Below are 21,942 nucleotides of genomic sequence, written 5' to 3'. Positions count from 1 at the left end.
ATTTGAACTAAAAAGAAGGACGAGCCCATGCAACTGCTGACTTTACCGCCCTCACCTGCCCTGGCCACGTCGATCCGCGCCACTGCGCAGGTGTTCGAAGACCCCAAGTCCCAGGCCCTGCTCGCGCATTTGCAACAGGTCGCACCGAGCGAAGCCAGCGTGCTGATCATCGGCGAGACCGGCACCGGCAAGGAGTTGGTCGCGCGGCACATTCATAACCTGAGCAACCGCCGTCATCGGCCATTCATCGCGGTCAATTGCGGGGCGTTCTCCGAATCGCTGGTGGAAGCCGAATTGTTCGGTCACGAAAAAGGCGCGTTTACCGGTGCGCTGAGTGCCAAGGCCGGATGGTTTGAGGAAGCGGATGGCGGCACGCTGTTTCTCGATGAAATCGGCGATTTGCCGATGGCGATTCAGGTGAAATTGCTACGGGTATTGCAGGAGCGCGAAGTGGTGCGGCTAGGGTCGCGCAAAAGCATTGCCATCGATGTGCGAGTGCTGGCGGCGACCAATGTGCAACTGGAAAAAGCGATCAACGCGGGCAATTTCCGCGAAGACCTGTATTACCGGCTCAACGTGGTCAATCTCGAACTGAGCCCGCTGCGCGAACGGCCCGGCGATATCCTGCCGCTGACCCGGCATTTCATCGAGTCCTACAGTCAGCGCTTGGGTTACGGGCGGGTCAGCATCAGCCCCGGCGCGGAAAACAAGCTTCGCAGCTACAGTTGGCCGGGCAATATTCGCGAACTGGAAAACGTCATCCATCACACACTGCTGATCTGCCGCAATGGCTTGATTGAACGCGATGATTTGCGCCTGTCGAACCTGCGCATCGAGCGCCCGGACGATCATCACGCCAACACCGACGATTCACCGGAAGCGTTGCTGGAACTGGCCTTTCAAAAACTCTTCGCGCAACAGGCCGGGGCGCTGCATGAAAAGGTCGAGGACGCCTTGCTGCGCGCCGCTTATCGTTTCTGCCATTACAACCAGGTGCACACCGCAGCATTGCTCGGTCTGAGCCGCAATGTCACCCGCACCCGGCTGATCAAGATCGGCGAACTGGCGGTGAACAAGCGGCGTATGACGGAAAACCTGCAAGGCGAGCGACTGATCCAGCTGTCGATCTAACCGACCAGGGTGCAGTGCAGCGCATCGTCGTGACTGCGGGCGATGCTGCTCAGCACCTGAAACGAGTTGAAGGTGACGGTCTTCGCTTGATGGGCGCGAATCAACTGCCAGAAATCCTGCTCGCCGCTTTCGAAGCTGCGAAACGCAGCCTCCCCAGCCTCGCGTGTCTGCCATTGCAGAAAGCTCAATACCCGCCGGCCATCGTCGCTGGCTTGCACGCTCGCACTGACAAAACCGTCGTAGCGTTGCGCCAGGCGTTCGGTCTGCACGGACAACGCCGAGACCAGCGCCGGTTGCTGGCGGGGCTCGATTTCGAATTCGATCAATTGGGTGAAGCTGCGGTTTTGCGCTGACGTTTGCATGAAAAGACCCCACTCATCGTAAGACGAGTCTTGCGACTCGAAGGCCTGCAGGGTAAAACCTCTAGTTAAGTCAAGGTCAAGAGCTTTTTCAGCATGATCAGCAAGGAAAATCTGCACAAGCCGCTCACTGTCGGTGAAGTCGCGGCGCGCAGCGGTGTCGCGGTCACAGCCCTGCACTTTTATGAATCAAAGGGCTTGATCAAGAGCCAGCGCAATGCCGGCAATCAACGGCGCTATGCGCGTACCGTGTTGCGCCGGGTGGCGCTGATCAAAGTCGCACAACGTTTGGGGATTCCGCTGGCGGAGATTGGCGAGGCACTGAAAACCCTGCCGGATGATCGCGCACCGACGGCGGCGGACTGGAAGATCCTCTCGGAGCAATGGCGGCAAGAACTGGATGAGCGGATCAATCAACTGACGCTGCTGCGCGACCGGCTCAATGGCTGCATCGGTTGTGGTTGCTTGTCGATGGAAGCGTGTCCGCTGCGCAATCAGGGCGATGTGCTGGGCGAACAAGGACCGGGGGCGCACTTTCCAACCTGAATGTCCTTGGGTAGATACAAAACGTGTGGCGAGGGGATTTATCCCCGATGGGTTGCGAAGCAGCCCTAAAATCTGCCGATTCATTCTTTCAGGATTACCGCGCTGGGAGGCCTAGGGGCTGCTTCGCAACCCATCGGGGATAAATCCCCTCACCACAGTTATATAACGGTTCAAAGTGAAGTGACTGCTCGTCGGGCGAAATTCCTGGCCGTGAAGACAGTTCTATAGTGATTCTTCCGCCGATGCGGTGAAGCCGTATTTCGTAAAACAACAAACAGGGAGAACGTCATGAGCGTAAAACCCATTCCCGAGGGGTATCACAGTATTACCCCGTATCTCGGCATCGAAAAAGCTGCCGAGGCCATCGACTTTTACAAGAAAGCCTTTGGCGCCAACGAAGTCATGCGCCTGGACATGCCGGATGGCCGCGTCGGCCACGCCGAACTGCGCATCGGTGACAGCGCGATCATGCTCGGCACGCCTTGCGATCAGGGCCCGTTGAGCGGCCCGGACACAGCGGTTTCGGTCGGTTTGCATTTGTATGTGACCGATGTCGACAAATCATTTCAACGAGCACTGGATGCCGGGGCAACGACGGTATCCGAGGTCAAGGATCAGTTTTACGGTGATCGCAGCGGGACATTGAAGGACCCGTTCGGGCACCTGTGGTTTCTCGCCTCGCGCAAGGAAGATCTGACGCAAGAGCAGATCAGGCAGCGGGCGATGGAGATGTTTCAGCAGGGTTGAGATTTGCGCTGTGATCACGGGCCCCTTCGCGAGCAGGCTCGCTCCCACAGAGTTATGCGGGGTGGCATAGATAGCGGTCACACTCGAGATTCCTGTGGGAGCGGGCTTGCCCGCGAAGGGGCCATCACTGACAACACACTTCATGAACGGCTACACCACACTTAACCCCTTGCCCCGAACGCCGGACAATTTCAGGATGCATCCCACAAGCCCCCTGAAAAAGGATCAGCCCGATGTTTGCCGGATTTCTCAAAGACCAGCGCCATGTCAACGGCGTCGACATTGCCTACCGTCTCGGCGGTAGCGGGCCGGGCCTGTTGCTGCTGCACGGCCATCCGCAGACCCACGTGATCTGGCACAAAATCGCCGAACAACTGGCCGAGCACTTCACCGTGATCGCCGCCGACCTGCGCGGTTACGGCGACAGCAGTCGCCCTGCTGCCGATGCGCTGCATCTCAATTATTCAAAACGCGAAATGGCCCGCGACAACGTCGAACTGATGAAGGCGCTGGGTTTCGAGCAGTTTTCGATCCTCGCCCACGACCGTGGCGCGCGGGTCGCCCATCGTCTGGCCCTCGACCACCCCGCCGCCGTGCAACGCATGATGCTGCTGGACATTGCCCCGACCCTGGCGATGTACACACAAACCAACGAAGCCTTCGCCCGCGCCTACTGGCACTGGTTCTTCCTGATCCGCCCGGAGCCGCTGCCGGAAACCCTGATCGAAGCCGATCCCGAGTCTTATCTGCGCAGCGTGATGGGCAGTCGCAGCGCCGGGCTCAAGCCGTTCACCGAGCAGGCATTCGGCGAATACCTGCGTTGCCTGCAACAACCGGGCAGCGCTCGGGGAATCTGCGAAGACTACCGCGCCAGCGCCAGCATCGATCTGGAGCATGATCGCGCCGACATTGTGGCGGGGCAGCATTTGAATCTGCCGCTGCGGGTTCTATGGGGCGCTGAAGGCACCGTCGGACGCTGCTTCGATCCGCTCAAGGAATGGCAACAGGTTGCGACGAACGTAACAGGCCAGGCGCTGCCTGGCGGCCACTACCTCGCCGAAGAAGTCCCCGAGTTGTTGCTCAGCGAAGCTCTGAAATTTCTGCGCTGAGCCGAGCAATACGACACCGATGCTATGCTGGCGGCTTCTGCCGCCAGTGCTCGTTTTGACATGACTCAGAAGAAAGACGCCGTGCCCCTGCCCGAAGACCTGCGCGTGCTGCTCACCGTGATCCGCAAGAACGGTTTCGCTGCCGCCGCCGATGAGTTGGGGCTGTCCCCGGCCTACGTCAGCAAACGCATCCAGATTCTCGAAAGCACCCTCGGCACGCGCCTGTTGCATCGCACCAGTCGCCGCGTGTCGCTGACCGAGGACGGAGAACGCGTGCAGCGCTGGGCGTTGCGCATTCTCGATGATTTCCAGCAACTTCACGACGAACTTGCAGACGCCCACGACAGCCCGCGTGGGCGTCTGCACATCTGCAGCAGTTTCGGTTTTGGCCGCAATCACGTGGCGCCTGCCATTTCATTGCTCGCCGAACGTTACCCGGCATTGGAGATTCGCCTGGACCTGTTTGACCGGGTGGTGGACATTATCAATGAAGGGTTCGATCTGGAGATCCGTGTCGGCGACGATATTCCCGGTCAGCACATCGGTCGGCGCCTGGTCAGCAACCGGCGAGTGTTGTGCGCGGCACCGAGCTATCTGCAACGACGCGGCACGCCGCAGACACTTGATGAGTTGCAGCAACACGATTGCCTGGTGATCAAGGAACGCGACAACGCGTTCGGCATCTGGAATCTGGATCGCGACGGCGCGCAGGAAAGCGTGCGGGTCAGCGGTCCGTTATCCTCGAACAACGGCGAGATAGTCCTGCAATGGGCGCTGGATGGTCGGGGAATGCTGCTGCGCTCGTTATGGGATGTGCAGCCGCTGCTGGCTGACGGACGTCTGGTTCAAGTGCTCAAGGAATACAGTCAGAGTGCCAACGTCTGGGCGGTGTACCCGACGCGACTGGCGCATTCGGGGAAGTTAAGGGCGTGCGTGGAGTTTTTGCAGGAGCATTTCAAAGAACTGTCTATATAGAAGATCAAAGGATCGCAGCCTTCGGCAGCTCCTACAGAGGACTCATGTAGGAGCTGCCGAAGGCTGCGATCTTTTTCTTCAATTCAGCCAGGGATTGGCGGCCAGATGCTGACGCTCGAAGGCTTTGATTTGCTCGCGGCGTTGCAAGGTGCTGCCGATGGCGTCCAGGCCCAGCAACAACGCAGTCTTGCGCAGCGTATCAATCTGGAAATCGATCACCGAACCATCGGCCAGACTGATCTGCTGTGCGTCCAGATCGATACTGATCCGCGCAGTGTCCGGCTGATTGATCTGGTGCGCGATCTGCTGCACCTGCGCCTCCTCCAGGGTAATCAGCAACACCCCGTTGCGTTGGCAATTGTCATAAAAAATCCCGGCAAAACTGCTGCCGATCAATGCGCGAATGCCCATCTGCTGCAAGCCCCACACCGCATGTTCACGGCTGGAGCCGCAGCCGAAATTCGGCCCGACCAACAGAAAACTCGCGCCCTGCCACGCCGCCTGGTTCAACACGAACGCGGGATTGGGCGCGCCATCCGCGAGAAAACGCAAATCGAAAAACACGCCACGATCCAGCCCCTGGCGATCGATGCCCTTGAGAAACTGCTTGGGCATGATCACGTCAGTGTCGACGTTGGCCGCCAGCAGCGCTGCGGCCTGGCCGCTGACCTGAGTGAAGGGTTGCAGGCTCATGGGCGTTCTCCAAAGTGGCGGATGTCGGTGAGTCGACCGCTGATCGCAGCGGCAGCGACCATTGCCGGGCTCATCAGATGCGTGCGCGCACCGGCGCCCTGACGGCCCTCGAAATTTCGGTTGGTGCTGGAGGCACAGCGGTCGCCGGGGGCCAGAACATCGTCGTTCATCGCCAGGCACATCGAGCAGCCGGACTGCCGCCATTCGAAACCGGCGTCGATAAAGATTTGCGCCAACCCTTCGGCCTCAGCCTGGGCGCGGACTTCGCTGGAGCCCGGCACGATCATCGCCCGCACATGCGCGGCCACCTGTTGCCCGCGCACGACGCTGGCGGCGTCACGCAAATCTTCGATCCGGGCGTTGGTGCATGAGCCGATAAAGGCATGGCTGATGACGATATCGCTAAGTGCCATGCCCGCTTCAAGGCCCATGTAGTTGAGCGCACGACGCATGTCCTGGCGCAGGATCGGGTCGTAGATGTCCTGTGGGTCCGGCACTCGCGCACCGATGGCTGCGGCCTGATCCGGGCTGGTGCCCCAGGTGACCATCGGCTCCAGTTGACTCGCATCGAGGTGAATTTCCCGGTCAAACCGCGCCCCCGGATCACTGCGCAACTCACGCCATGTTGCCAGTCCGCGCTCCCACAGATCACCTTCAGGCGCACGCGGTTTGCCTTTGAGATAGGCGAATACCTTGTCGTCCGGCGCCATGAACGCACCGCGTGCACCGGCCTCGACCGCCATGTTGCAGATGGTCATGCGCGCTTCGACGCTCAGCGCATCAATGGTCGAACCGCAGAATTCGATGGCGTAGCCGGTGGCCCCGGACGCGCCGATCCGGGCGATCAGCGCCATGATCACGTCCTTGGAGGTCAGGCCCGACGCCAGTTCGCCATCGACTGTCACGCGCAGGCTCTTCAAGCGTTTGTAGACCAGCGTCTGCGAAGCCAGCAGGTGCTCGATTTCCGAAGTGCCGATACCGAAACCGAAAGCGCCGAGCGCACCATAGGTGGTGGTGTGGCTGTCGCCGGCAGCGATCACCATGCCCGGCAGAATAAAACCCTGCTCCGGGGCGATCACATGTTCGATACCCTGGCGCTTGTCGAGGATGTCGAGCAATTCGATACCGAAGTCCCGACAGTTTTCCGCCAGATACGACACTTGCCGTGCGCCGCCGGCATCAGGCATTGCCGCGACACGCTGCGGTGCGGTCGGGTTGACATGGTCGACCACCGCCAGCGCCGTCCCCGGGCGCCAGACGTCACGCCCGGCTTCGCGCAAACCGCTGAAGGCCTGCGGACTGGTGTATTCGTTGATCACTTGACGATCGATGTACAGCAGGACGTGGCCCTGATCGTCGAGGCGACACACCGTGTGCGAATCGATGTGTTTGTCGTAAAGGGTTCTGGGGCTCATCAGGGCGCTCACTCAGGCAATCCGGGTGAGTTCCATCATAGGCAGCAGGGATTCGCCATCAATCGGCAGACAGTGATCGCGTCGTCCATGAATCGTGTTTGATCTGCAGGAGCTGCGGCACGCTGCGATCTTTTGATCCTGAATTTCAAGATCAAAAGATCGCAGCGTGCCGCAGCTCCTACAAGTTGGCCATGATCAGGCGAAGTGCGAAACATTTACTTTCATATCGCTTTTCGGGATTTGCCTCGCTTGTTCGTCCTATAGAGATGCAGGCCGTTCGCGTAGGCAAAAGCCACGAGCGCCTTTCGGGGGTTCCCGTGCTGCGAAGCCCGCAGTCACGCTCCCTTCCACCGAAAACAAGACGCGTAATCATGTCGAAGAAATCCCGTTCCAAACTATGGTTCCTGGTGCATAGCTGGCTGGCGTTACCGATCTGGTTTTTTGTCCTGATCGTCTGCGTGACCGGGACGCTGGCGGTGGTCAGCCAGGAAATCGTCTGGCTGGCCAACCCGCAAATGCGCGCCAGCCAGCCGGCGGATGATGCCCCGCTGCTCAGCTACGATCAGATTCTGGCCGCGATCAAGAAAGCCGAGCCGCAGACGATCGTCGAAAGCATCAGCCGACCGGACGAATCGCACTTTGCTCTGGATGTCAGCGTCAACTATCCGGACGGACGCTCGCAGACCGTTTACGTCAACCCGTATACCGGCGTGATTCAGGGCCCCGCTCCCGACTTCAACTTCCAGGCATTCACTCGGGCCCTGCACGGTTGGTGGCTCGTACCCTTCACCAACGGTTACAGCTGGGGCTGGTATCTGGTGTCGTTCCTCGGCCTGCCGATGCTCGCCTCGCTGGTCACCGGTCTGGTGGTGTACAAGCGTTTCTGGAAAGGTTTCCTGCGCCCGACCCTGCGCATTCGCCACGGTGCGCGGATTTTCTGGGGTGACTTCCATCGCCTCAGCGGGATCTGGTCGATCTGGTTCATTGCGGTCATTTCCGTGACCGGCACCTGGTTCATGATTCAGGCGCTGCTCTCGGACAACCAAATTTCCTGGTCCAGCGAACCGATCATTCCGGCACTGTCGCGTGAAAGCGTACCGATCTCGGCCGACGCCACGCCACCGGCAAAAATCAGCCTCGACCGGGCGATCGAAATCACCGAACAGCAGATTCCCGGCCTCGAAGTCAGTTTCGTCAGCCTGCCAGGCAATGCCTACAGTCACTTGAGCCTGGGGGGTCGCGGCTGGTATCCGCTGATGTTCCAGACTGCAACGCTCAACCCTTACAACGGTGACCTCGCCGCCACGCGTTTGCTGTCCGATCGCACTTCACTGGAGTTCGTCACCGAGTCGATGCGTCCCTTGCACACCGGGGACTTCGGCGGCCTGTGGATCAAGCTGATCTGGTTTTTCTTCGGCTTGCTGCTGAGCATGATGGTCCTCAGCGGCCTGTTGATCTGGACCAAACGTACCGCACTGGCGACCGCCAATGCGCTGAAGCGTGAAAACAAAAAACAGCGAGTCAAGGCACAACCGGCCATGCACCGTGAACTGTCGGAGGTCGACCTGTGAGCAAAACCATGACTGCCTCTCAACCGTCACGGCTGCGCCAGTTCTGGCACAAATGGCGCTTCCACATCAATGTCCTGCTGCTCCTGATCCCGCTGAGCTTCATGCCCAAGTACTTTGCCGATGTCGCCCTGTTTCGCGGTGACAGTGGTCTGGGCGAACGCGAGATCGGTGACATTCAGGTCGGTCCGTGGAGCCTGCGCCTGGCTGAACTGCGCAACGAAGCACCGCTCAACGGCCCCGCCGGCTATATGAAAGATTTCAGTGCGGCCCTGTGCAACAACTGTGTCGAACAGGTCAAGGCGACTTACCTGCGCATCGGCAAACCGCGCAGCCTGCGCGCCGCCGGCGTGATCTTCTTCGGTACGCCGTACCGCATGGGCACTCAGTTGCTGGTGCCGGAAAAGACCAAAACCGACGCCGAACTGTGGATCACCATGGAAGGCTGGGACGGCAGCATGCATCAGGCCTCGATCCCTCTGAGCCAGGCCTCCCCCGCCACCATCGCCTGGCTGAACAAACAAGGAGCCAAACCATGAGCCACGCCAAACACCCTTCCCGCCTGCGACTGAGCGCCGCGCTGCTGGTGCTGTGCGCCGGTTTCAGTACCGGCGCGCTGGCGCATAACCCGATGTGCGAATGCAAAGCCGTCGATGACGAACAGATCAAATGCACCGGTGGTTTTTCTGACGGCAGTGGCGCACCTGGGGTGACCCTCGACGTGATCGGCTATGACGAGACCATTCTGGTGCCGGGCAAGCTCGGCAGTGATTCGACCCTGACCTTCAAGAAGCCCGGCGCCGAATTTTATGTGCTGTTCGACGCGGGTCCCGGCCACGTCGTCGAAATCGACCAAGCGGATATCGAAGCCCCATGACCACGCCCACCACACAAATCGTGCGCCCGGCCGGCGCCGGTCATGAAACCCTCAACGTCCTGCTGCTGTGCCTGCTAATCCTCGCGTTGGCCGGTTCCGTGGTGGCGTGGCGCGGGGTGTCCCATGAGCCGGAGCCGGTCGCCGGCAATCAACTCGATGCCCGTCGCGACCTCAGTGCCGCCGAACAAGGTATTTACGCCGATCTGCGGGTAACGCTGGACGAAATCCGCTTGCTGCGCGAAGAGCAGAAAACCCTGCCGACGCCGCAAATCCTCGCGGATGAAGGCTTTGCACCGTTTGCGCAGGACGCGAGTTCCGTCAGTCGTGGCGGTCATGCCTGGCAAATACTGGCAGACACCGCCTACTTCGGTCACAGCCAGACGCCTGCCAGTGCCGGCTCGTTTCTGATGCGCGTCGGCAGCGACGACAAGGCTGCGCCGGATATCTGGCTCAACCGTGACGCCGCTCTCACGGCGCCTCAGGATCTGACCGACGCCGCACTGTCTGCCGCTGGCTGGAAACAGATCGTCACGCAATACGATGCCGGGGTTACCCGCGAACATCGCCACTGACTCCTCGCCCTCCACCGAGAGAAGACCGTTTGCCCATGTCCATTTCATCGCCCCGTCGTCCTTTATTGCGTCTGTTTCTGGTTGGCCTTTGCGCCTGTCTGCTGAGCCCGCTGGCCAGCGCCGATGAGGCCAAGCGCCTGCGCATCGGCATTACCCTGCATCCTTATTACAGCTATGTGGCGAACATCGTCGGCGACAAGGCCGACGTCGTCCCGTTGATCCCGGCCGGTTTCAATCCGCACGCCTACGAGCCGCGCGCCGAAGACATCAAGCGCATCAGCGGCCTCGACGTGATCGTGCTCAACGGCGTTGGCCATGACGACTTCGCCGACCGCATGATCGCCGCCAGCGAAACACCGAACATCAAAACCATCGAGGCCAACGAAAACGTGCCGCTGCTGGCCGCCACCGGAGTCGCCGCACGCGGCGCCGGCAAAGTGGTCAACCCGCATACGTTCCTGTCGATCAGCGCCTCCATCGCACAGGTCAACAACATCGCCCGGGAGTTGGGCAAACTCGACCCGGACAATGCCAAGACCTACACCCAGAACGCCCGCGCCTACGGCAAACGCCTGCGGCAGATGCGTGCCGATGCGCTGGCCAAACTGACCCAGGCACCGAACGCCGAACTGCGTGTCGCCACCGTTCACGCGGCTTACGACTATCTGCTGCGCGAATTCGGCCTGGAGGTGACGGCCGTGGTCGAGCCTGCACACGGTATCGAGCCGAGCCCCAGCCAGTTGAAGAAAACCATCGACCAACTGCGCGAACTGGACGTGAAGGTGATTTTCTCGGAAATGGATTTCCCGTCGACTTACGTCGAAACCATTCAGCGTGAGTCGGGAGTGAAGCTGTACCCGCTGTCGCACATTTCCTACGGTGAATACACCGCCGACAAGTACGAAAAGGAAATGACCGGCAACCTCAACACCGTGGTGCGGGCGATTCAGGAGTCGGGCGCATGACCTCCAAAGAAACCCTCCCCCCCGAAAACCTCGAATCCCCTGTAGGAGCGAGCCTGCTCGCGATGGGGTCAGGTCAGCCGACATCATTGTCGAATGACGTACCGCTATCGCGAGCAGGCTCACTCCTACAGGGATTGGGGCCGACGCTGGATTTTGCGCAGGTCAGCTTGACGTTGGGTCGCACCACGATTCTGGACAACGTCACCTTCCAGGTTCAGCCCGGCAGCGTGCATGCGCTGGTCGGTCCCAACGGTGGCGGCAAGAGTTCGCTGATCAAGACCTTGCTCGGGCAGATGCCGCATCAGGGCCAGCTCAGCCTGCAATGGCCCGGCGAGCCCGGCACCATCGGCTACGTGCCGCAGGCGCTGGAATTCGATCGCGGCTTGCCGATGACCGTCGACGACTTCATGGCTGCGATGTGCCAGCGTCGCCCGGCGTTTCTCGGCTTGAGCAAGCACTACGCCGGCGCCATCGGCGAGGCGCTGGAACGGGTCGGCATGCAGGACAAACGCAAACGGCGCATGGGCGCACTGTCCGGCGGCGAACGGCAACGCGTATTGCTCGCCCAAGGCCTGATCCCTGCCCCGCAATTGCTGGTACTGGATGAACCGATGTCGGCCCTCGATGAGGCCGGGATCCAGGTGTTCGAACGCCTGCTCCGCGACTGGCGCGCGGCGGGCATCACCGTGCTGTGGATCGAACATGATCTGGAAGCGGTCGGGCGTCTGGCCAATCGCGTCACCGGCCTCAACCGCCGCGTGCTGTTCGATGCCACACCGCAACAGGCGCTGACCCCGGAACGTCTGCTGAGCCTGTTTTCAACCCATCCACGGAGCGCTGTCTGATGAGTTATGAAGCCTTTCGCTTGATGGTTCAGGGCTGGGCGTCCTCCGGTTACCTGCCGGAAGCGCTGGCCTATGGTTTTGTGGTCAACGCGCTGCTCGCCGGTCTGTTGATCGGCCCGGTGCTTGGAGGCCTCGGCACACTGGTGGTGGTAAAACGCTTTGCGTTTTTCTCCGAAGCGGTCGGCCACGCGGCGCTGACCGGGGTGGCCATCGGCATTCTGCTCGGCGAACCCTACACCGGGCCGTATGGCAGCCTGTTCGGCTACTGCCTGCTGTTCGGCATCCTGCTCAATTACCTGCGCAACCGCACCGGCCTGGCGCCGGACACCTTGATCGGCGTGTTCCTGTCGGTATCGCTGGCGCTGGGCGCGAGTCTGCTGCTGATTCTGGCGGGCAAGATCAACGTGCACATTCTGGAAAACGTGCTGTTCGGTTCGGTCCTGACCGTCAATGGCAATGATCTGGCGGTGCTGGCCATCGTCGGTTCACTGGTCATGGCTCTGGCCCTGCCGCTGTACAACCGCATCATGCTGGCCAGTTTCAACCCGCAGTTGGCGGCCGTGCGCGGCGTGGCGGTGAAGACCCTGGATTACCTGTTCGTGATTCTGGTCACGCTGATCACCGTGGCGGCGGTGAAAGTCATCGGCGCGATTCTGGTCGGCGCCCTGCTGGTGATTCCGGCAGCGGCGGCACGCTTGCTCAGCCAGTCGCTCAAGGGCTTTTTCTGGTGTTCGGTGCTGATCGCCACTGTCAGCACGTTGTGCGGGATTCTCGCCCCCATCGTATTCGATCTGCCTATCCCGTCCGGCGCCGCGATCATTCTGGTCGCCGGCATTGCTTTCGCCCTCGCCGCCATCGCGCGCGGGGTTGTCCCGAGTCTGAAAGGGAATCTTGGATAAATGACTTTTTCATTGCGCAACCTGACCCTGGCCATCGCCCTGTGCGGCGTGGTCTGCACACCGTTGATGGCCGCCGAAAGCAGCAAGCCCTTGCGGGTGCTGGCCTCGCTACCGATCACCTACGGCCTGGGCGAAGTGCTGCTCAAGGGTACTGACGTCAATCTGGAACGCGCCGCGCCGGCAAATTTGCCGGGCAGTCGACAGACCGCCTACTTCACCGGTCGCGGCGCCCCGGCGCTGAGCAAACTGGCCACGGGTGCCGACGCGGTGATCGGCGTGCGCTCACTGTGGGCTGATGATCCGCTGTATCCGATCGCCCGGCGCAGCAACATCCGCATCGTTGAGGTCGACGCCGCACGCCCGGTCGGCGGTGCCCTGCCCGGCATCGCTGTACAACCGGGCTCGAAAGTCGATGGCTTGAACAGTCAGCCGTGGCTGGCGAGCAACAATATGGGACGCATGGCCGACGTCATGGCGGCGGATCTGGTGCGTCTGGCACCGGCTGCCAAACCGCAGATCGAAGCGAATCTGGCGGCGTTGAAACAGCGACTGCTGAAACTCAGCGCTGACAGTGAGGCGCGTCTGGCCAGTGCCGATAACCTCAGTGTGATGAGCCTGAGCGATCACTTCGGTTATCTGATCGGCAGCCTGAACCTGGAACTGATCGGGCAGGATCCACGTCCTGATAGCGAGTGGACGCCGGAAGATCTGAAGCAGTTGACGGCGACGCTCAAGGACAACGATGTGGCGGTGGTGTTGCATCACCGGCAGCCTTCGGACGCGGTCAAAGCGGCGATTGCCGAGTCCGGCAGTCATCTGGTGGTGCTGAGTACCGATGCGGCGGATCCGGTGGCTGAGCTGGAAGGGAATGTGGATCTGCTGCTCAAGGGGTTGAGCGGCTAAGATCAAAAGATCGCAGCCTTCGGCAGCTCCTACAGGGGGGATATGCCTTTCCATGTAGGAGCTGCCGCAGGCTGCGATCTTTTAATGGACATGAAAAAACCCGCTGACTGTTACCAGTCCAGCGGGTTTCTTTTTGCCGGTCAGCTTATTGAGCGGCAGCCTGCCCTTCCATTTTCTGACGCAGGCTCAGTGGGCGCATGTCGGTCCAGACTTCTTCGATGTAGGCCAGGCATTCCTTTTTCAGGCCGCTCTTGCCCACGGTACGCCAGCCCTCCGGCACGGCTTTGTAGTCGGGCCAGATCGAGTACTGCTCTTCGTGGTTGACCACGACCTGAAAGAGGATGTCCTCGCGGTCGAATACTGACGTCATGCTGGTTCTCCATCGTTGTAAGGGTGGGCTGCACGTCGGGTACAGCCGGGTATGTAGAAAGAACGTTCGGCGCGGCGAAAAATTTACACAGCAGCGGTGGCGGCAGCCAATGCACGGCCGAAAATCTCGGCGACGCGGTCGATTTCCGCTGCGGTGATCACCAGCGGTGGCAGGAATCGCACCACGGCACCATGCCGGCCGCCCAGCTCCAGAATCAGTCCGCGCTTGAGGCATTCGCGCTGCACCAGTGGCGCCAGACGCGCAAACGCGGGTGGATGGCCGAGCGCATCCGGCGTGCCCGCTGGATCGACCAGCTCTACGCCGAGCATCAAGCCACGGCCGCGAATATCACCGAGTTGCGGGAAGTCGCGCTGCAGGATGTGCAGGTGTTCGCTCAGGCGCTCGCCCATGGCCGCGGCGTGCTCGCAGACCTTGTGTTCGAGCAGATAACGCATCACCGCGGAACCTGCGGCCATCGCCATCTGGTTGCCACGGAACGTGCCGGCGTGGGCACCCGGTTGCCAGGTGTCGAGCCAGTCGCGATAAACCACCACCGCCAGCGGCAGACTGCCGCCAATGGCTTTGGACAGCACCACCACGTCCGGAACAATACTGGCGTGCTCAAAAGCGAACATCTTGCCGGTGCGGGCAAAACCACTCTGGATCTCATCGACAATCAAGGCCACGCCAGCCTTTTCGGTGATGCGGCGCAAGCCGCGCAGCCATTCGATGTCGGCCGGAATCACCCCGCCCTCACCCTGCACCGCCTCGACGATCACCGCCGCCGGCAATTGCACACCGGCCTCCGGATCATTGAGCAAGTTGTCCAGATAGCTCAGGTTAGCTTTCACACCCGCCTCGCCACCGAGGCCGAACGGGCAACGGTAGTCATACGGGAACGGCATGAATTGCACGCCGTTGCTGAGCAAGGCGCCCAGCGGTTTTTTCGGTCCCAGACTGCCCATCAGGCTCAACGCCCCTTGGCTCATGCCGTGATAACCGCCTGAGAACGACAGCACGGTGCTGCGCCCGGTGGCGGTGCGCACCAGCTTCAGCGCGGCTTCCACGGCATCGGTGCCGGTCGGGCCGCAGAACTGGATTTTCGCCTGCGACGCCAGTGCCGGCGGCAGCAAACCGAACAGATCCTGGACAAACTGATCTTTGACCGGCGTGGTCAGGTCCAGTGTGTGCAGTGGCAGTTCATCGGCCAGCACTTGCTGGATCGCCTCGATCACCACCGGATGGTTATGTCCGAGTGCCAGCGTGCCAGCGCCCGCCAGGCAGTCGATGAAGGTGCGCCCTTCGACGTCTTCGACATACAGGCCCTTGGCGCGTTTGAGTGCCAGCGGGATGCGGCGCGGATAGCTGCGGGCATTGGACTCCTGCCGGGCCTGACGAGCCAGCAGTGGCGATTCATTGAACTGATACAACGTTTCCGCTGGCGCCGAGCTGACCCGGGCCGACGACTCTTCGATAAGGCTGGTGGCGACTGACATCTCTCGACCCCTCAATTCGCTATGGATAGTGACCAAAACAGCACACCGGACAGGTGCGCATTCCGGTCGCGGGGCGCACTTGCAGGTTTTCCTGTTCTGGAAACGCTTAAGCGAGGTGAGGATTTAGCCCCTTGATCGACGGATCATCCGGACATTGCCAGCGGCCTGGACATGGGCAGGATCTGCAAGCCTTTGTGCAAGAGGCGTGGCGCAGATTCGCGGTAGCCGAGATGGCGATAAAACGCTTCGCCGGTGCGCGTGCTGTTGAGGTGCGCATGGAGCACGCCACGCACCTGCAGCCAGCCTTGCAGATCGTTCATCAGCGCCCGCCCTGCACCCCGGCGAAAGGATTCCGGTTGAACGTGGCAAAGCACAATATCGCCACTGGCCTGGGCCATGCCGACGCCGACCGGTTTGTCCGCCAGCAAGGCGAGACTCAGGTAGAAGCACGGATCGGCAAGCCGGGCACTGATGAAATCGGCGGATTGCTGGCCGATCCAGTCGCTGACAAGGTGGGGGTCATTGCGGTGATCAAGTGCACAGCCGAAGCGGATCGAGCGTTCGATGATACGGCTGATGATACCGACGTCAGCCAGAATGGCTGGACGCATGCAGATGGGTGCTTCCATGGCGCTGTCCCCTCAATCCATTGAGTCAAAGCTGCGTCGACCTTAACGTCACCGCCACGGAATGACTAATGGAGAGAGGTTACATTTGATGTTCCGCCCCCCTGTAGGAGTGAGCCTGCTAGCGATAGCGTCGGTTCATTCCACACTCATGGGACTGAACGATTGCTATCGCGAGCAGGCTCACTCCTACAAGGGATAGTGGCGAGTTCAGATTGCTTGCAACGGCATGGTCAACTCGACCCGCAGACCATCCGGGCGGCTGTCGAAATGCAGGGCGCAGTCGCAACGCTGGACGATCGCCTGGACAATCGCCAGGCCGAGGCCGCAGCCGGTGCTTTGGCCGTTGCGCCAGAAGCGCTGGGTCAGATGCTGCAGATCATCCTGCGCAATGCCCGGGCCATGGTCACGCACGACGTAACGTACGCGGTTGCCGATGGTTTCCAGGCGCAACTCCACCGCACAGTCCTCAGGGGTATGACGCAGAGCGTTATCGAGCAGATTGCGCAGCGCGGCAATCGACAGCACCGCGGGCATGTGCAACGGCGCAGTGGAAAGCTCGGACGGCAGGTGCAATTTGATCCGCAGACGCTCGCCGCCCGTGGCGTCCGCAATCGCCAGCCTGGCCACTTGCTCGGCGCTGCATTGCGAGCCATCGTCGAACGACAGACTACCCTCCACCCGAGCCAGCAACAGCAGTTGCTCAAGCGTGCGATGCAGCCGGTCGGCACCCTCCTCGGCCCGCGCCAGCGACTGATCGCGGGCAGTGCCGTCGGTCATGCGCGCCACTTGCAGGTGCGTCTTGATCGCCGTCAGCGGGCTGCGCAGTTCGTGGGCAGCGTCACCGGTCAGTCGACGCTCACGCTCAAGCGTCTTGCCGATGCGCTGGAACAGTTGATTCTGGGTGTCGAGCAACGGCTTCAATTCGCTGGGAAACGACTGCAATTGCAAAGGCTCAAGCGAGTCGGCATTACGCCGCATCAAGGCTTCGCGCAAACGGTTGAGCGGCGCCAGACCCTGGCCGATCCCCAGCCACAGCAGGCACAGACAGCCGAGCAGCGCCACACCCACCGGCACCGAAGCCGCCAGCAGGATCGACATGTTCAGGGCCTCGCGTTCGATTTGCCGATCCGCCGTGGTAATCCGCACATCACCGCGAGCCAGGGTAAAACTGCGCCATGGCGCACCGTCGATGATCTGGTCGTGGAAGCCCATTTTCTCGGCCTCCAGCGCTTGTTCGGGATGGTTGTGACTGCGGGCAAGAATTTCCCCGCGCAGCGAACTGACCTGACACGCCATGCCGCCGGGAATGTTCAGTTGCTCGGCACTGAAATGGGTGCCCTCGCCCTTGCTCGGCAACGCCGGCAATTGTTCCAGCAACCCGGCAACCATGCGCGCCGACGCCACCAGACGCTGGTCGAGGGAAAACATCATCTGGTTGCGCAGATCACTGAGCATCCAGGCAGCCGCCAGCGCCCAGATCAGCGCGAACGCAGCGCCGAGGGTCAGGCTCAGGCGCAGTCGCAGGCTCATCACTTGCCTTGATCTCCACCATCGGCCGGGCCCAGGCGATAACCCAGACCGCGCACGGTTTCGACGATGCCTTTGCCGAGTTTGCTGCGCAGGTGATGGATATGCACATTCAGCGCGTTGCTTTCCAGCTCATCGTTGAAACCGTAGACACTGTCCTTCAACTGCTCGGTCGACAGCACCCGGCCGCGATTGTGCAACAAGGCCTGTAACAGTGATTGTTCGCGTCGCGACAAATCCACCGGTTGTCCGGCCAGGGTGGTTTCGCGGCTGCTCGGATTGTAGGTCAGCGCGCCGTGTTCGATCAGGTTGACACTGCGTCCGGCTACTCGCCGCAACAAGGTTTGCAGACGTGCGAACAGCTCACGCAGATCGAACGGTTTAAGCAGGTAATCATCCGCGCCGGCCTGCAAGCCATCGACGCGATCGGTGACCGAATCGCGCGCCGTCAGAATCAGCACCGGAATTTCCAGACCGCTCTGGCGCAGTTGCTGCAGTAATTTGAGGCCATCTTCGTCGGGCAGGCCGAGATCCAGCACCATGACATCAAACTCGGCAACCTTGAGCATCGCCCGCGCCTTGGACGCGGTATTGACGTGTTCGACGGTCAGCCCCTGGGCCGTGAGACCGGCAACGATGCCGCTGGCGATCAGCTCATCGTCTTCGCAAACCAGTACGTGCATGGTGAGTCCCGTAGAAAAACGCAGATTAGGCCGTTGGCCGATTAAGCTGACATTATGGCCCCCAACGCCACTGCGACAAGGGCATGGCGGTTAATCATCGGTTAATCGCCACCGCCCATTGTGCTCCTCACTTGCACAGGGACAAGGCTCCTCCATGCGTCATTTTTTTCTTTTGTTTGCACTGCTGATCTCGGGCCTGGCCCAGGCGGGAAATAATCCTTTCGAGACAAAACCGGAATTCTTGCCGGTCGACAAGGCGTTCGTCCTAACCTCCGAACGTCTGGAATCGGGCGAGAATCAGCTGTTCTGGCAGATTGCCGACGGCTATTACCTGTATCAGAAACGCCTGAAATTCGACGGTCTGGCCGCTGATCAGCAGCCAGTCTTGCCCGAAGGCGAATCCCACAGCGACGAGTTTTTCGGCGAACAGCCGGTCTATCGCCAAGGCCTGGAAGTGAAGATCCCGGCGACGGCCAGCGGTCAGATCAAAGTCAGTTATCAAGGCTGCGCCGATGCTGGCCTGTGTTATCCGCCACAAACCCGAGTGATTGACCTGGGCGGCAAAGCGGCCCCGGCGGCCGGCGCCGAAGCTCCGGATCAAGCCCTCGCCAGCAGCCTGCAACAACGGGCGCTGGGCTGGAGCCTGCTGGTGTTTTTCGGCCTCGGCCTGCTGTTGGCGTTCACCCCCTGCACATTGCCGATGCTGCCGATTCTGGCCGGGATGATTGTCGGCAGTGGCGCGACGCCACGCCGTGGCTTTGCGCTGGCTGGCAGTTATGTGGTGTGCATGGCGCTGGTCTACGCGGCGATGGGCGTGATCGCCGCGCTGCTCGGGGCGAATTTGCAGGCGTGGTTGCAAAATCCGTGGCTGCTGGGCGCCTTCGCGGCCGTATTCGTGGTGCTGGCGCTGCCGATGTTCGGCTTCTTTGAATTGCAATTGCCGGTGGCGCTGCGTGATCGGCTCGAGCACGCCTCGCGCAGTCGCAGTGGCGGCAGCCTGATTGGCGCTGGTGTGCTCGGCGCGCTGTCGGGCCTGTTGGTCGGCCCGTGCATGACCGCGCCGCTGGCCGGTGCGTTGCTGTACATCGCGCAAAGTGGCAATGCGCTGCATGGTGGGTTGATTCTGTTCTCGCTGGGGATCGGCATCGGTGTGCCGCTGTTGCTGCTGGTGACCGTCGGTAATCGCTTCCTGCCAAAACCCGGCGAGTGGATGAACCTGCTCAAAGGCGTGTTCGGTTTCCTGTTCCTTGCCACGGCACTGCTGATGTTACGCCCGGTACTGGACGCATCGTTGTGGCTCGGCCTATGCGGCGCCCTGCTGTTGATCGCGGCTTATTGCGCCTGGAAACAGTCCGAAGGCTTTGGCCGTGTCGCTCAATTGTTCGGCGCTACGGGATTGCTGCTCGGGTTATGGGGCAGTTTGCTGGTGATCGGTGCGGCGGGCGGCAGCGACGATCCGTATCAGCCGTTGCAGGTTTACAGCGGCGGCCGTGTTGCCAGCGCGGCACCCAGTGGTCATGACGCGTTCATCACGATCAAGGACCCGGCAGCGCTGCAACGCGAACTCGATACCGCCAAGGCACAAGGCCAATGGGTACTGCTCGATTACTACGCTGACTGGTGCGTGTCGTGCAAAGTCATGGAGAAGCAGGTGTTCGGCAAGGACAAGGTCATGCAGGCACTGAGCGACGTACGCCTGCTGCGCCTGGATGTCACCGCCGACAATGCCGCCAGCCGTGAACTGCTCGGCCGCTACAAAGTGCCGGGGCCGCCGAGCTTCGTGTGGATCGGCGCCGACGGCGAAGAACGCCGCAGCCAGCGCATCACCGGTGAAGTCGATGCCGAGACGTTTCTGCAACGCTGGACCACCACCCGAGACGCCAACTAATGCTGACTTTCACCCTCGGCACCTTTGCCATCGCGCTTAACCACCTGCTGCTGATCAGTGCACTGGCACTGGCGACCTTCGTCGGCTGGCGGGTGGCGAAACGCGGTGGCGATAATCCCGAGTCGGCGCTATTCGGCCTGTTTCTGCTGGGCATGCTGGCGGCGCGCATCGCTTTCGTGGCGGTGTACTGGTCGCACTATCGCAACGATCCCTGGCAGATCGTTGACCTGCGCGATGGCGGTTTCCTCGCCTGGCCGGGAGTGATCGTCTTGCTGCTCGCCGCACTGTATCGCGGCTGGCGCCGCCCGGGCCTGCGTCGACCACTCGGGTTTGGCGTGGCCAGCGGTGTGGTGTTCTGGTTGTTGGCGACGCTGTCCTTGAACATCTACGAACAAGGCACTCGGCTACCGGATATTTCCCTGCGCAACGCTGCCGGAGAGACGATCCAGCTCAGCGACTATCAGGGCGGTCCACTGGTGATCAACCTGTGGGCGACCTGGTGCCCACCCTGCCGACGCGAAATGCCGGTATTGGAAAACGCCCAACAGCAACGTCCGGACTTGACCTTCCTGTTCGTCAATCAGGCCGAAAGCATGCAAAGCGTGGCGACGTTTCTCGAAACCCAGGGCCTGAGTCTGACCAACGTACTGTTCGACCGCAGCGGCCGATTGGGTCAGGCCGTGGGCTCCATGGCATTACCGACTACCCTGTTCTATAGCCCTGATGGTCGCCTGTTGGCCAGCCACCTGGGCGAGTTATCCAACGCGAGCCTGGCCCGCGCCCTGGAAAACTTCGACACTCCGAATCCCCATACGACTGCCACACCCGCCACTTCTGCAAGGAAACTGCCATGCCCCGCCTCCGCCACCTGCTGACGCTGACCCTGGGCACTGCCCTGTTGCAACTGCCGTCGGTTCAGGCCGCCGAAGAACTGCCTGCGGCGATCAAGCAGATCGAATCCAAAGGCGCGAAAATCGTCGGCCAGTTTGACGCCCCGGACGGTTTGCGCGGTTATGCCGCGCAATACCAGAACCGTGGCATGGCGCTGTACCTGACGCCGGACGGTAAACACGTGCTGCTGGGTAATCTGTACGACGCCGACGGCAAAGACTTGAGCAGCGAACCCCTGCAAAAACTGGTCTACGCACCGCTGGCCAAGGAAGTCTGGGCCAAGTTCGAGGCGAGCAACTGGATTCAGGACGGCAACAAGGATGCGCCACGCACCGTGTACCTGTTCAGCGATCCGAACTGTCCTTACTGCAACATGTTCTGGGAACAAGCTCGACCTTGGGTCAAGTCCGGCAAAGTGCAGTTGCGGCACATCATGGTTGGCATCATCCGCGAAGACAGCCCGGGCAAATCTGCCGCGCTACTCGCGGCCAAGGATCCGGCCAAGGCTCTGGAAGATCACGAAAAGGCTGGCAAGGGCAGCTCGCTCAAGGCTTTGAAAGACATTCCAGCAGCGGTGCAGAGCAAACTGGCGGCGAACATGCAGTTGATGGAAGACCTGGAATTGCAGGCGACTCCGGCGATTTTCTACATGGATGACAAGGGCGAGTTGCAACAGCAACAAGGCGCGCCTTCGCCGGACAAGTTGGCGAAGATTCTCGGGGCCAAATAACGCCGGGCTCTTTATTGCCTGATCCGGCCTCTTCGCGGGCAAGCCCGCTCCCACAGATTTTTGTGATTTACACAGAATTTGTGATCACTTCGGTCACTGTGGGAGCGGACTTGTCTTCAGGCGC

Annotated in this window: 24 protein-coding genes; 16 read left to right on the top strand and 8 right to left on the bottom strand. The window is 61.0% G+C overall.

What is annotated here, in order from left to right; translation table 11 throughout:
- The first annotated feature begins 27 nt into the window (after nucleotides 1-27).
- The gene (locus JFT86_RS16030; protein ID WP_201237416.1) at nucleotides 28-1,131 is read left to right on the top strand and encodes a sigma-54 dependent transcriptional regulator; all 1,104 of its coding nucleotides are present in this window, start codon (nucleotides 28-30) and stop codon (nucleotides 1,129-1,131) included.
- Here the strand turns inward: JFT86_RS16030 and JFT86_RS16025 are convergent.
- Complete coding sequence (locus JFT86_RS16025) at nucleotides 1,128-1,493, bottom strand: antibiotic biosynthesis monooxygenase (protein WP_201237415.1); 366 nt, start codon at nucleotides 1,491-1,493, stop codon at nucleotides 1,128-1,130. The genes JFT86_RS16030 and JFT86_RS16025 overlap by 4 nt on opposite strands.
- A 93-nt stretch (nucleotides 1,494-1,586) precedes the next feature.
- On the opposite strand from JFT86_RS16025, the gene soxR reads away from it, so the two are divergent.
- From soxR to JFT86_RS16005, 4 genes are all read left to right on the top strand, one after another.
- Nucleotides 1,587-2,036, top strand: coding sequence for a redox-sensitive transcriptional activator SoxR (gene soxR / locus JFT86_RS16020; RefSeq protein WP_201237414.1), 450 nt, complete (start codon nucleotides 1,587-1,589; stop codon nucleotides 2,034-2,036).
- Nucleotides 2,037-2,324: 288 nt separating this feature from the next.
- Nucleotides 2,325-2,783, top strand: coding sequence for a VOC family protein (locus JFT86_RS16015; RefSeq protein WP_201237413.1), 459 nt, complete (start codon nucleotides 2,325-2,327; stop codon nucleotides 2,781-2,783).
- Nucleotides 2,784-3,016: 233 nt separating this feature from the next.
- Nucleotides 3,017-3,892, top strand: a complete 876-nt coding sequence (locus tag JFT86_RS16010; protein WP_201237412.1) for an alpha/beta fold hydrolase — start codon at nucleotides 3,017-3,019, stop codon at nucleotides 3,890-3,892.
- A gap of 24 nt (nucleotides 3,893-3,916) precedes the next feature.
- Nucleotides 3,917-4,867 carry a LysR substrate-binding domain-containing protein gene (locus JFT86_RS16005; RefSeq protein WP_201232270.1) on the top strand — a complete coding sequence of 317 codons (951 nt, stop codon included), beginning with the start codon at nucleotides 3,917-3,919 and terminating at the stop codon, nucleotides 4,865-4,867.
- A 78-nt stretch (nucleotides 4,868-4,945) separates the two neighbouring features.
- Here JFT86_RS16005 and leuD read toward each other — a convergent pair whose 3' ends face one another.
- The gene (gene leuD, locus JFT86_RS16000; RefSeq protein ID WP_201237411.1) at nucleotides 4,946-5,560 is read right to left on the bottom strand and encodes a 3-isopropylmalate dehydratase small subunit; all 615 of its coding nucleotides are present in this window, start codon (nucleotides 5,558-5,560) and stop codon (nucleotides 4,946-4,948) included.
- Nucleotides 5,557-6,975 (bottom strand): 3-isopropylmalate dehydratase large subunit, encoded by a 1,419-nt coding sequence (leuC, locus tag JFT86_RS15995; protein ID WP_201237410.1) that lies wholly within the window; start codon nucleotides 6,973-6,975, stop codon nucleotides 5,557-5,559. Before leuC ends, leuD begins: the two co-directional genes overlap by 4 nt.
- A gap of 371 nt (nucleotides 6,976-7,346) precedes the next feature.
- Here leuC and JFT86_RS15990 point away from each other — a divergent pair, with 371 nt between their 5' ends.
- Genes JFT86_RS15990 through JFT86_RS15955 form a run of 8 tightly spaced genes read left to right on the top strand, consistent with a single transcriptional unit; the run spans nucleotide 7,347 to nucleotide 13,604 of the window.
- A complete protein-coding gene (locus tag JFT86_RS15990; protein WP_201237409.1) occupies nucleotides 7,347-8,546 on the top strand; it encodes a PepSY domain-containing protein in 1,200 nt (399 codons plus the stop codon).
- A gap of 8 nt (nucleotides 8,547-8,554) precedes the next feature.
- On the top strand, nucleotides 8,555-9,082 hold the full coding sequence (locus JFT86_RS15985) for a thiamine pyrophosphate-binding protein (RefSeq protein WP_207197118.1): 528 nt from the start codon (nucleotides 8,555-8,557) through the stop codon (nucleotides 9,080-9,082).
- Entirely contained in the window at nucleotides 9,079-9,420 is a 342-nt protein-coding gene (locus JFT86_RS15980; protein ID WP_201237407.1) for a hypothetical protein, read from the top strand. Before JFT86_RS15985 ends, JFT86_RS15980 begins: the two co-directional genes overlap by 4 nt.
- Nucleotides 9,417-9,992: a DUF6162 family protein gene (locus tag JFT86_RS15975; protein ID WP_201237406.1), complete on the top strand. Its 576-nt coding sequence runs from the start codon at nucleotides 9,417-9,419 to the stop codon at nucleotides 9,990-9,992. Before JFT86_RS15980 ends, JFT86_RS15975 begins: the two co-directional genes overlap by 4 nt.
- 35 nt (nucleotides 9,993-10,027) lie before the next feature.
- The gene (locus JFT86_RS15970) at nucleotides 10,028-10,957 is read left to right on the top strand and encodes a metal ABC transporter substrate-binding protein (protein ID WP_201237405.1); all 930 of its coding nucleotides are present in this window, start codon (nucleotides 10,028-10,030) and stop codon (nucleotides 10,955-10,957) included.
- The gene (locus JFT86_RS15965) at nucleotides 10,954-11,802 is read left to right on the top strand and encodes a metal ABC transporter ATP-binding protein (protein ID WP_242489489.1); all 849 of its coding nucleotides are present in this window, start codon (nucleotides 10,954-10,956) and stop codon (nucleotides 11,800-11,802) included. Before JFT86_RS15970 ends, JFT86_RS15965 begins: the two co-directional genes overlap by 4 nt.
- Nucleotides 11,802-12,701 carry a metal ABC transporter permease gene (locus tag JFT86_RS15960; protein WP_007917717.1) on the top strand — a complete coding sequence of 300 codons (900 nt, stop codon included), beginning with the start codon at nucleotides 11,802-11,804 and terminating at the stop codon, nucleotides 12,699-12,701. The genes JFT86_RS15965 and JFT86_RS15960 overlap by 1 nt, the downstream gene beginning before the upstream one ends.
- Nucleotides 12,702-13,604 (top strand): zinc ABC transporter substrate-binding protein, encoded by a 903-nt coding sequence (locus tag JFT86_RS15955; RefSeq protein WP_201237404.1) that lies wholly within the window; start codon nucleotides 12,702-12,704, stop codon nucleotides 13,602-13,604.
- Between the two features lie 145 nt (nucleotides 13,605-13,749).
- Here JFT86_RS15955 and JFT86_RS15950 read toward each other — a convergent pair whose 3' ends face one another.
- The 5 genes from JFT86_RS15950 to JFT86_RS15930 all read right to left on the bottom strand — a co-directional run bounded on the left by JFT86_RS15950 (nucleotide 13,750) and on the right by JFT86_RS15930 (nucleotide 18,309).
- Nucleotides 13,750-13,974: an MbtH family protein gene (locus tag JFT86_RS15950; protein ID WP_003226665.1), complete on the bottom strand. Its 225-nt coding sequence runs from the start codon at nucleotides 13,972-13,974 to the stop codon at nucleotides 13,750-13,752.
- Between the two features lie 83 nt (nucleotides 13,975-14,057).
- A complete protein-coding gene (locus tag JFT86_RS15945) occupies nucleotides 14,058-15,470 on the bottom strand; it encodes an aspartate aminotransferase family protein (RefSeq protein ID WP_201237403.1) in 1,413 nt (470 codons plus the stop codon).
- A gap of 143 nt (nucleotides 15,471-15,613) precedes the next feature.
- Nucleotides 15,614-16,099: a GNAT family N-acetyltransferase gene (locus JFT86_RS15940; protein WP_201237402.1), complete on the bottom strand. Its 486-nt coding sequence runs from the start codon at nucleotides 16,097-16,099 to the stop codon at nucleotides 15,614-15,616.
- Nucleotides 16,100-16,306: 207 nt separating this feature from the next.
- Nucleotides 16,307-17,629, bottom strand: a complete 1,323-nt coding sequence (locus JFT86_RS15935) for an ATP-binding protein (protein WP_201237401.1) — start codon at nucleotides 17,627-17,629, stop codon at nucleotides 16,307-16,309.
- Nucleotides 17,629-18,309 (bottom strand): response regulator, encoded by a 681-nt coding sequence (locus tag JFT86_RS15930; protein WP_201237400.1) that lies wholly within the window; start codon nucleotides 18,307-18,309, stop codon nucleotides 17,629-17,631. The genes JFT86_RS15935 and JFT86_RS15930 overlap by 1 nt, the downstream gene beginning before the upstream one ends.
- 154 nt (nucleotides 18,310-18,463) lie before the next feature.
- Here JFT86_RS15930 and dsbD point away from each other — a divergent pair, with 154 nt between their 5' ends.
- The 3 genes from dsbD to dsbG are packed head-to-tail and all read left to right on the top strand — an operon-like array spanning nucleotide 18,464 to nucleotide 21,818.
- Nucleotides 18,464-20,197 (top strand): protein-disulfide reductase DsbD, encoded by a 1,734-nt coding sequence (gene dsbD, locus JFT86_RS15925; RefSeq protein ID WP_201237399.1) that lies wholly within the window; start codon nucleotides 18,464-18,466, stop codon nucleotides 20,195-20,197.
- Nucleotides 20,197-21,072: a TlpA disulfide reductase family protein gene (locus tag JFT86_RS15920; protein WP_201237398.1), complete on the top strand. Its 876-nt coding sequence runs from the start codon at nucleotides 20,197-20,199 to the stop codon at nucleotides 21,070-21,072. The genes dsbD and JFT86_RS15920 overlap by 1 nt, the downstream gene beginning before the upstream one ends.
- A complete protein-coding gene (gene dsbG / locus JFT86_RS15915) occupies nucleotides 21,048-21,818 on the top strand; it encodes a thiol:disulfide interchange protein DsbG (protein ID WP_201237397.1) in 771 nt (256 codons plus the stop codon). The genes JFT86_RS15920 and dsbG overlap by 25 nt, the downstream gene beginning before the upstream one ends.
- Nucleotides 21,819-21,942 lie beyond the last annotated feature (124 nt).

It is taken from the genome of Pseudomonas sp. TH06, assembly GCF_016651305.1.
In the GTDB taxonomy this organism is placed as follows: Bacteria; Pseudomonadota; Gammaproteobacteria; order Pseudomonadales; family Pseudomonadaceae; genus Aquipseudomonas.
The sequence above is the reverse complement of the archived record's forward strand: the minus strand, read 5'-3'. Positions and strand labels throughout refer to the sequence as shown.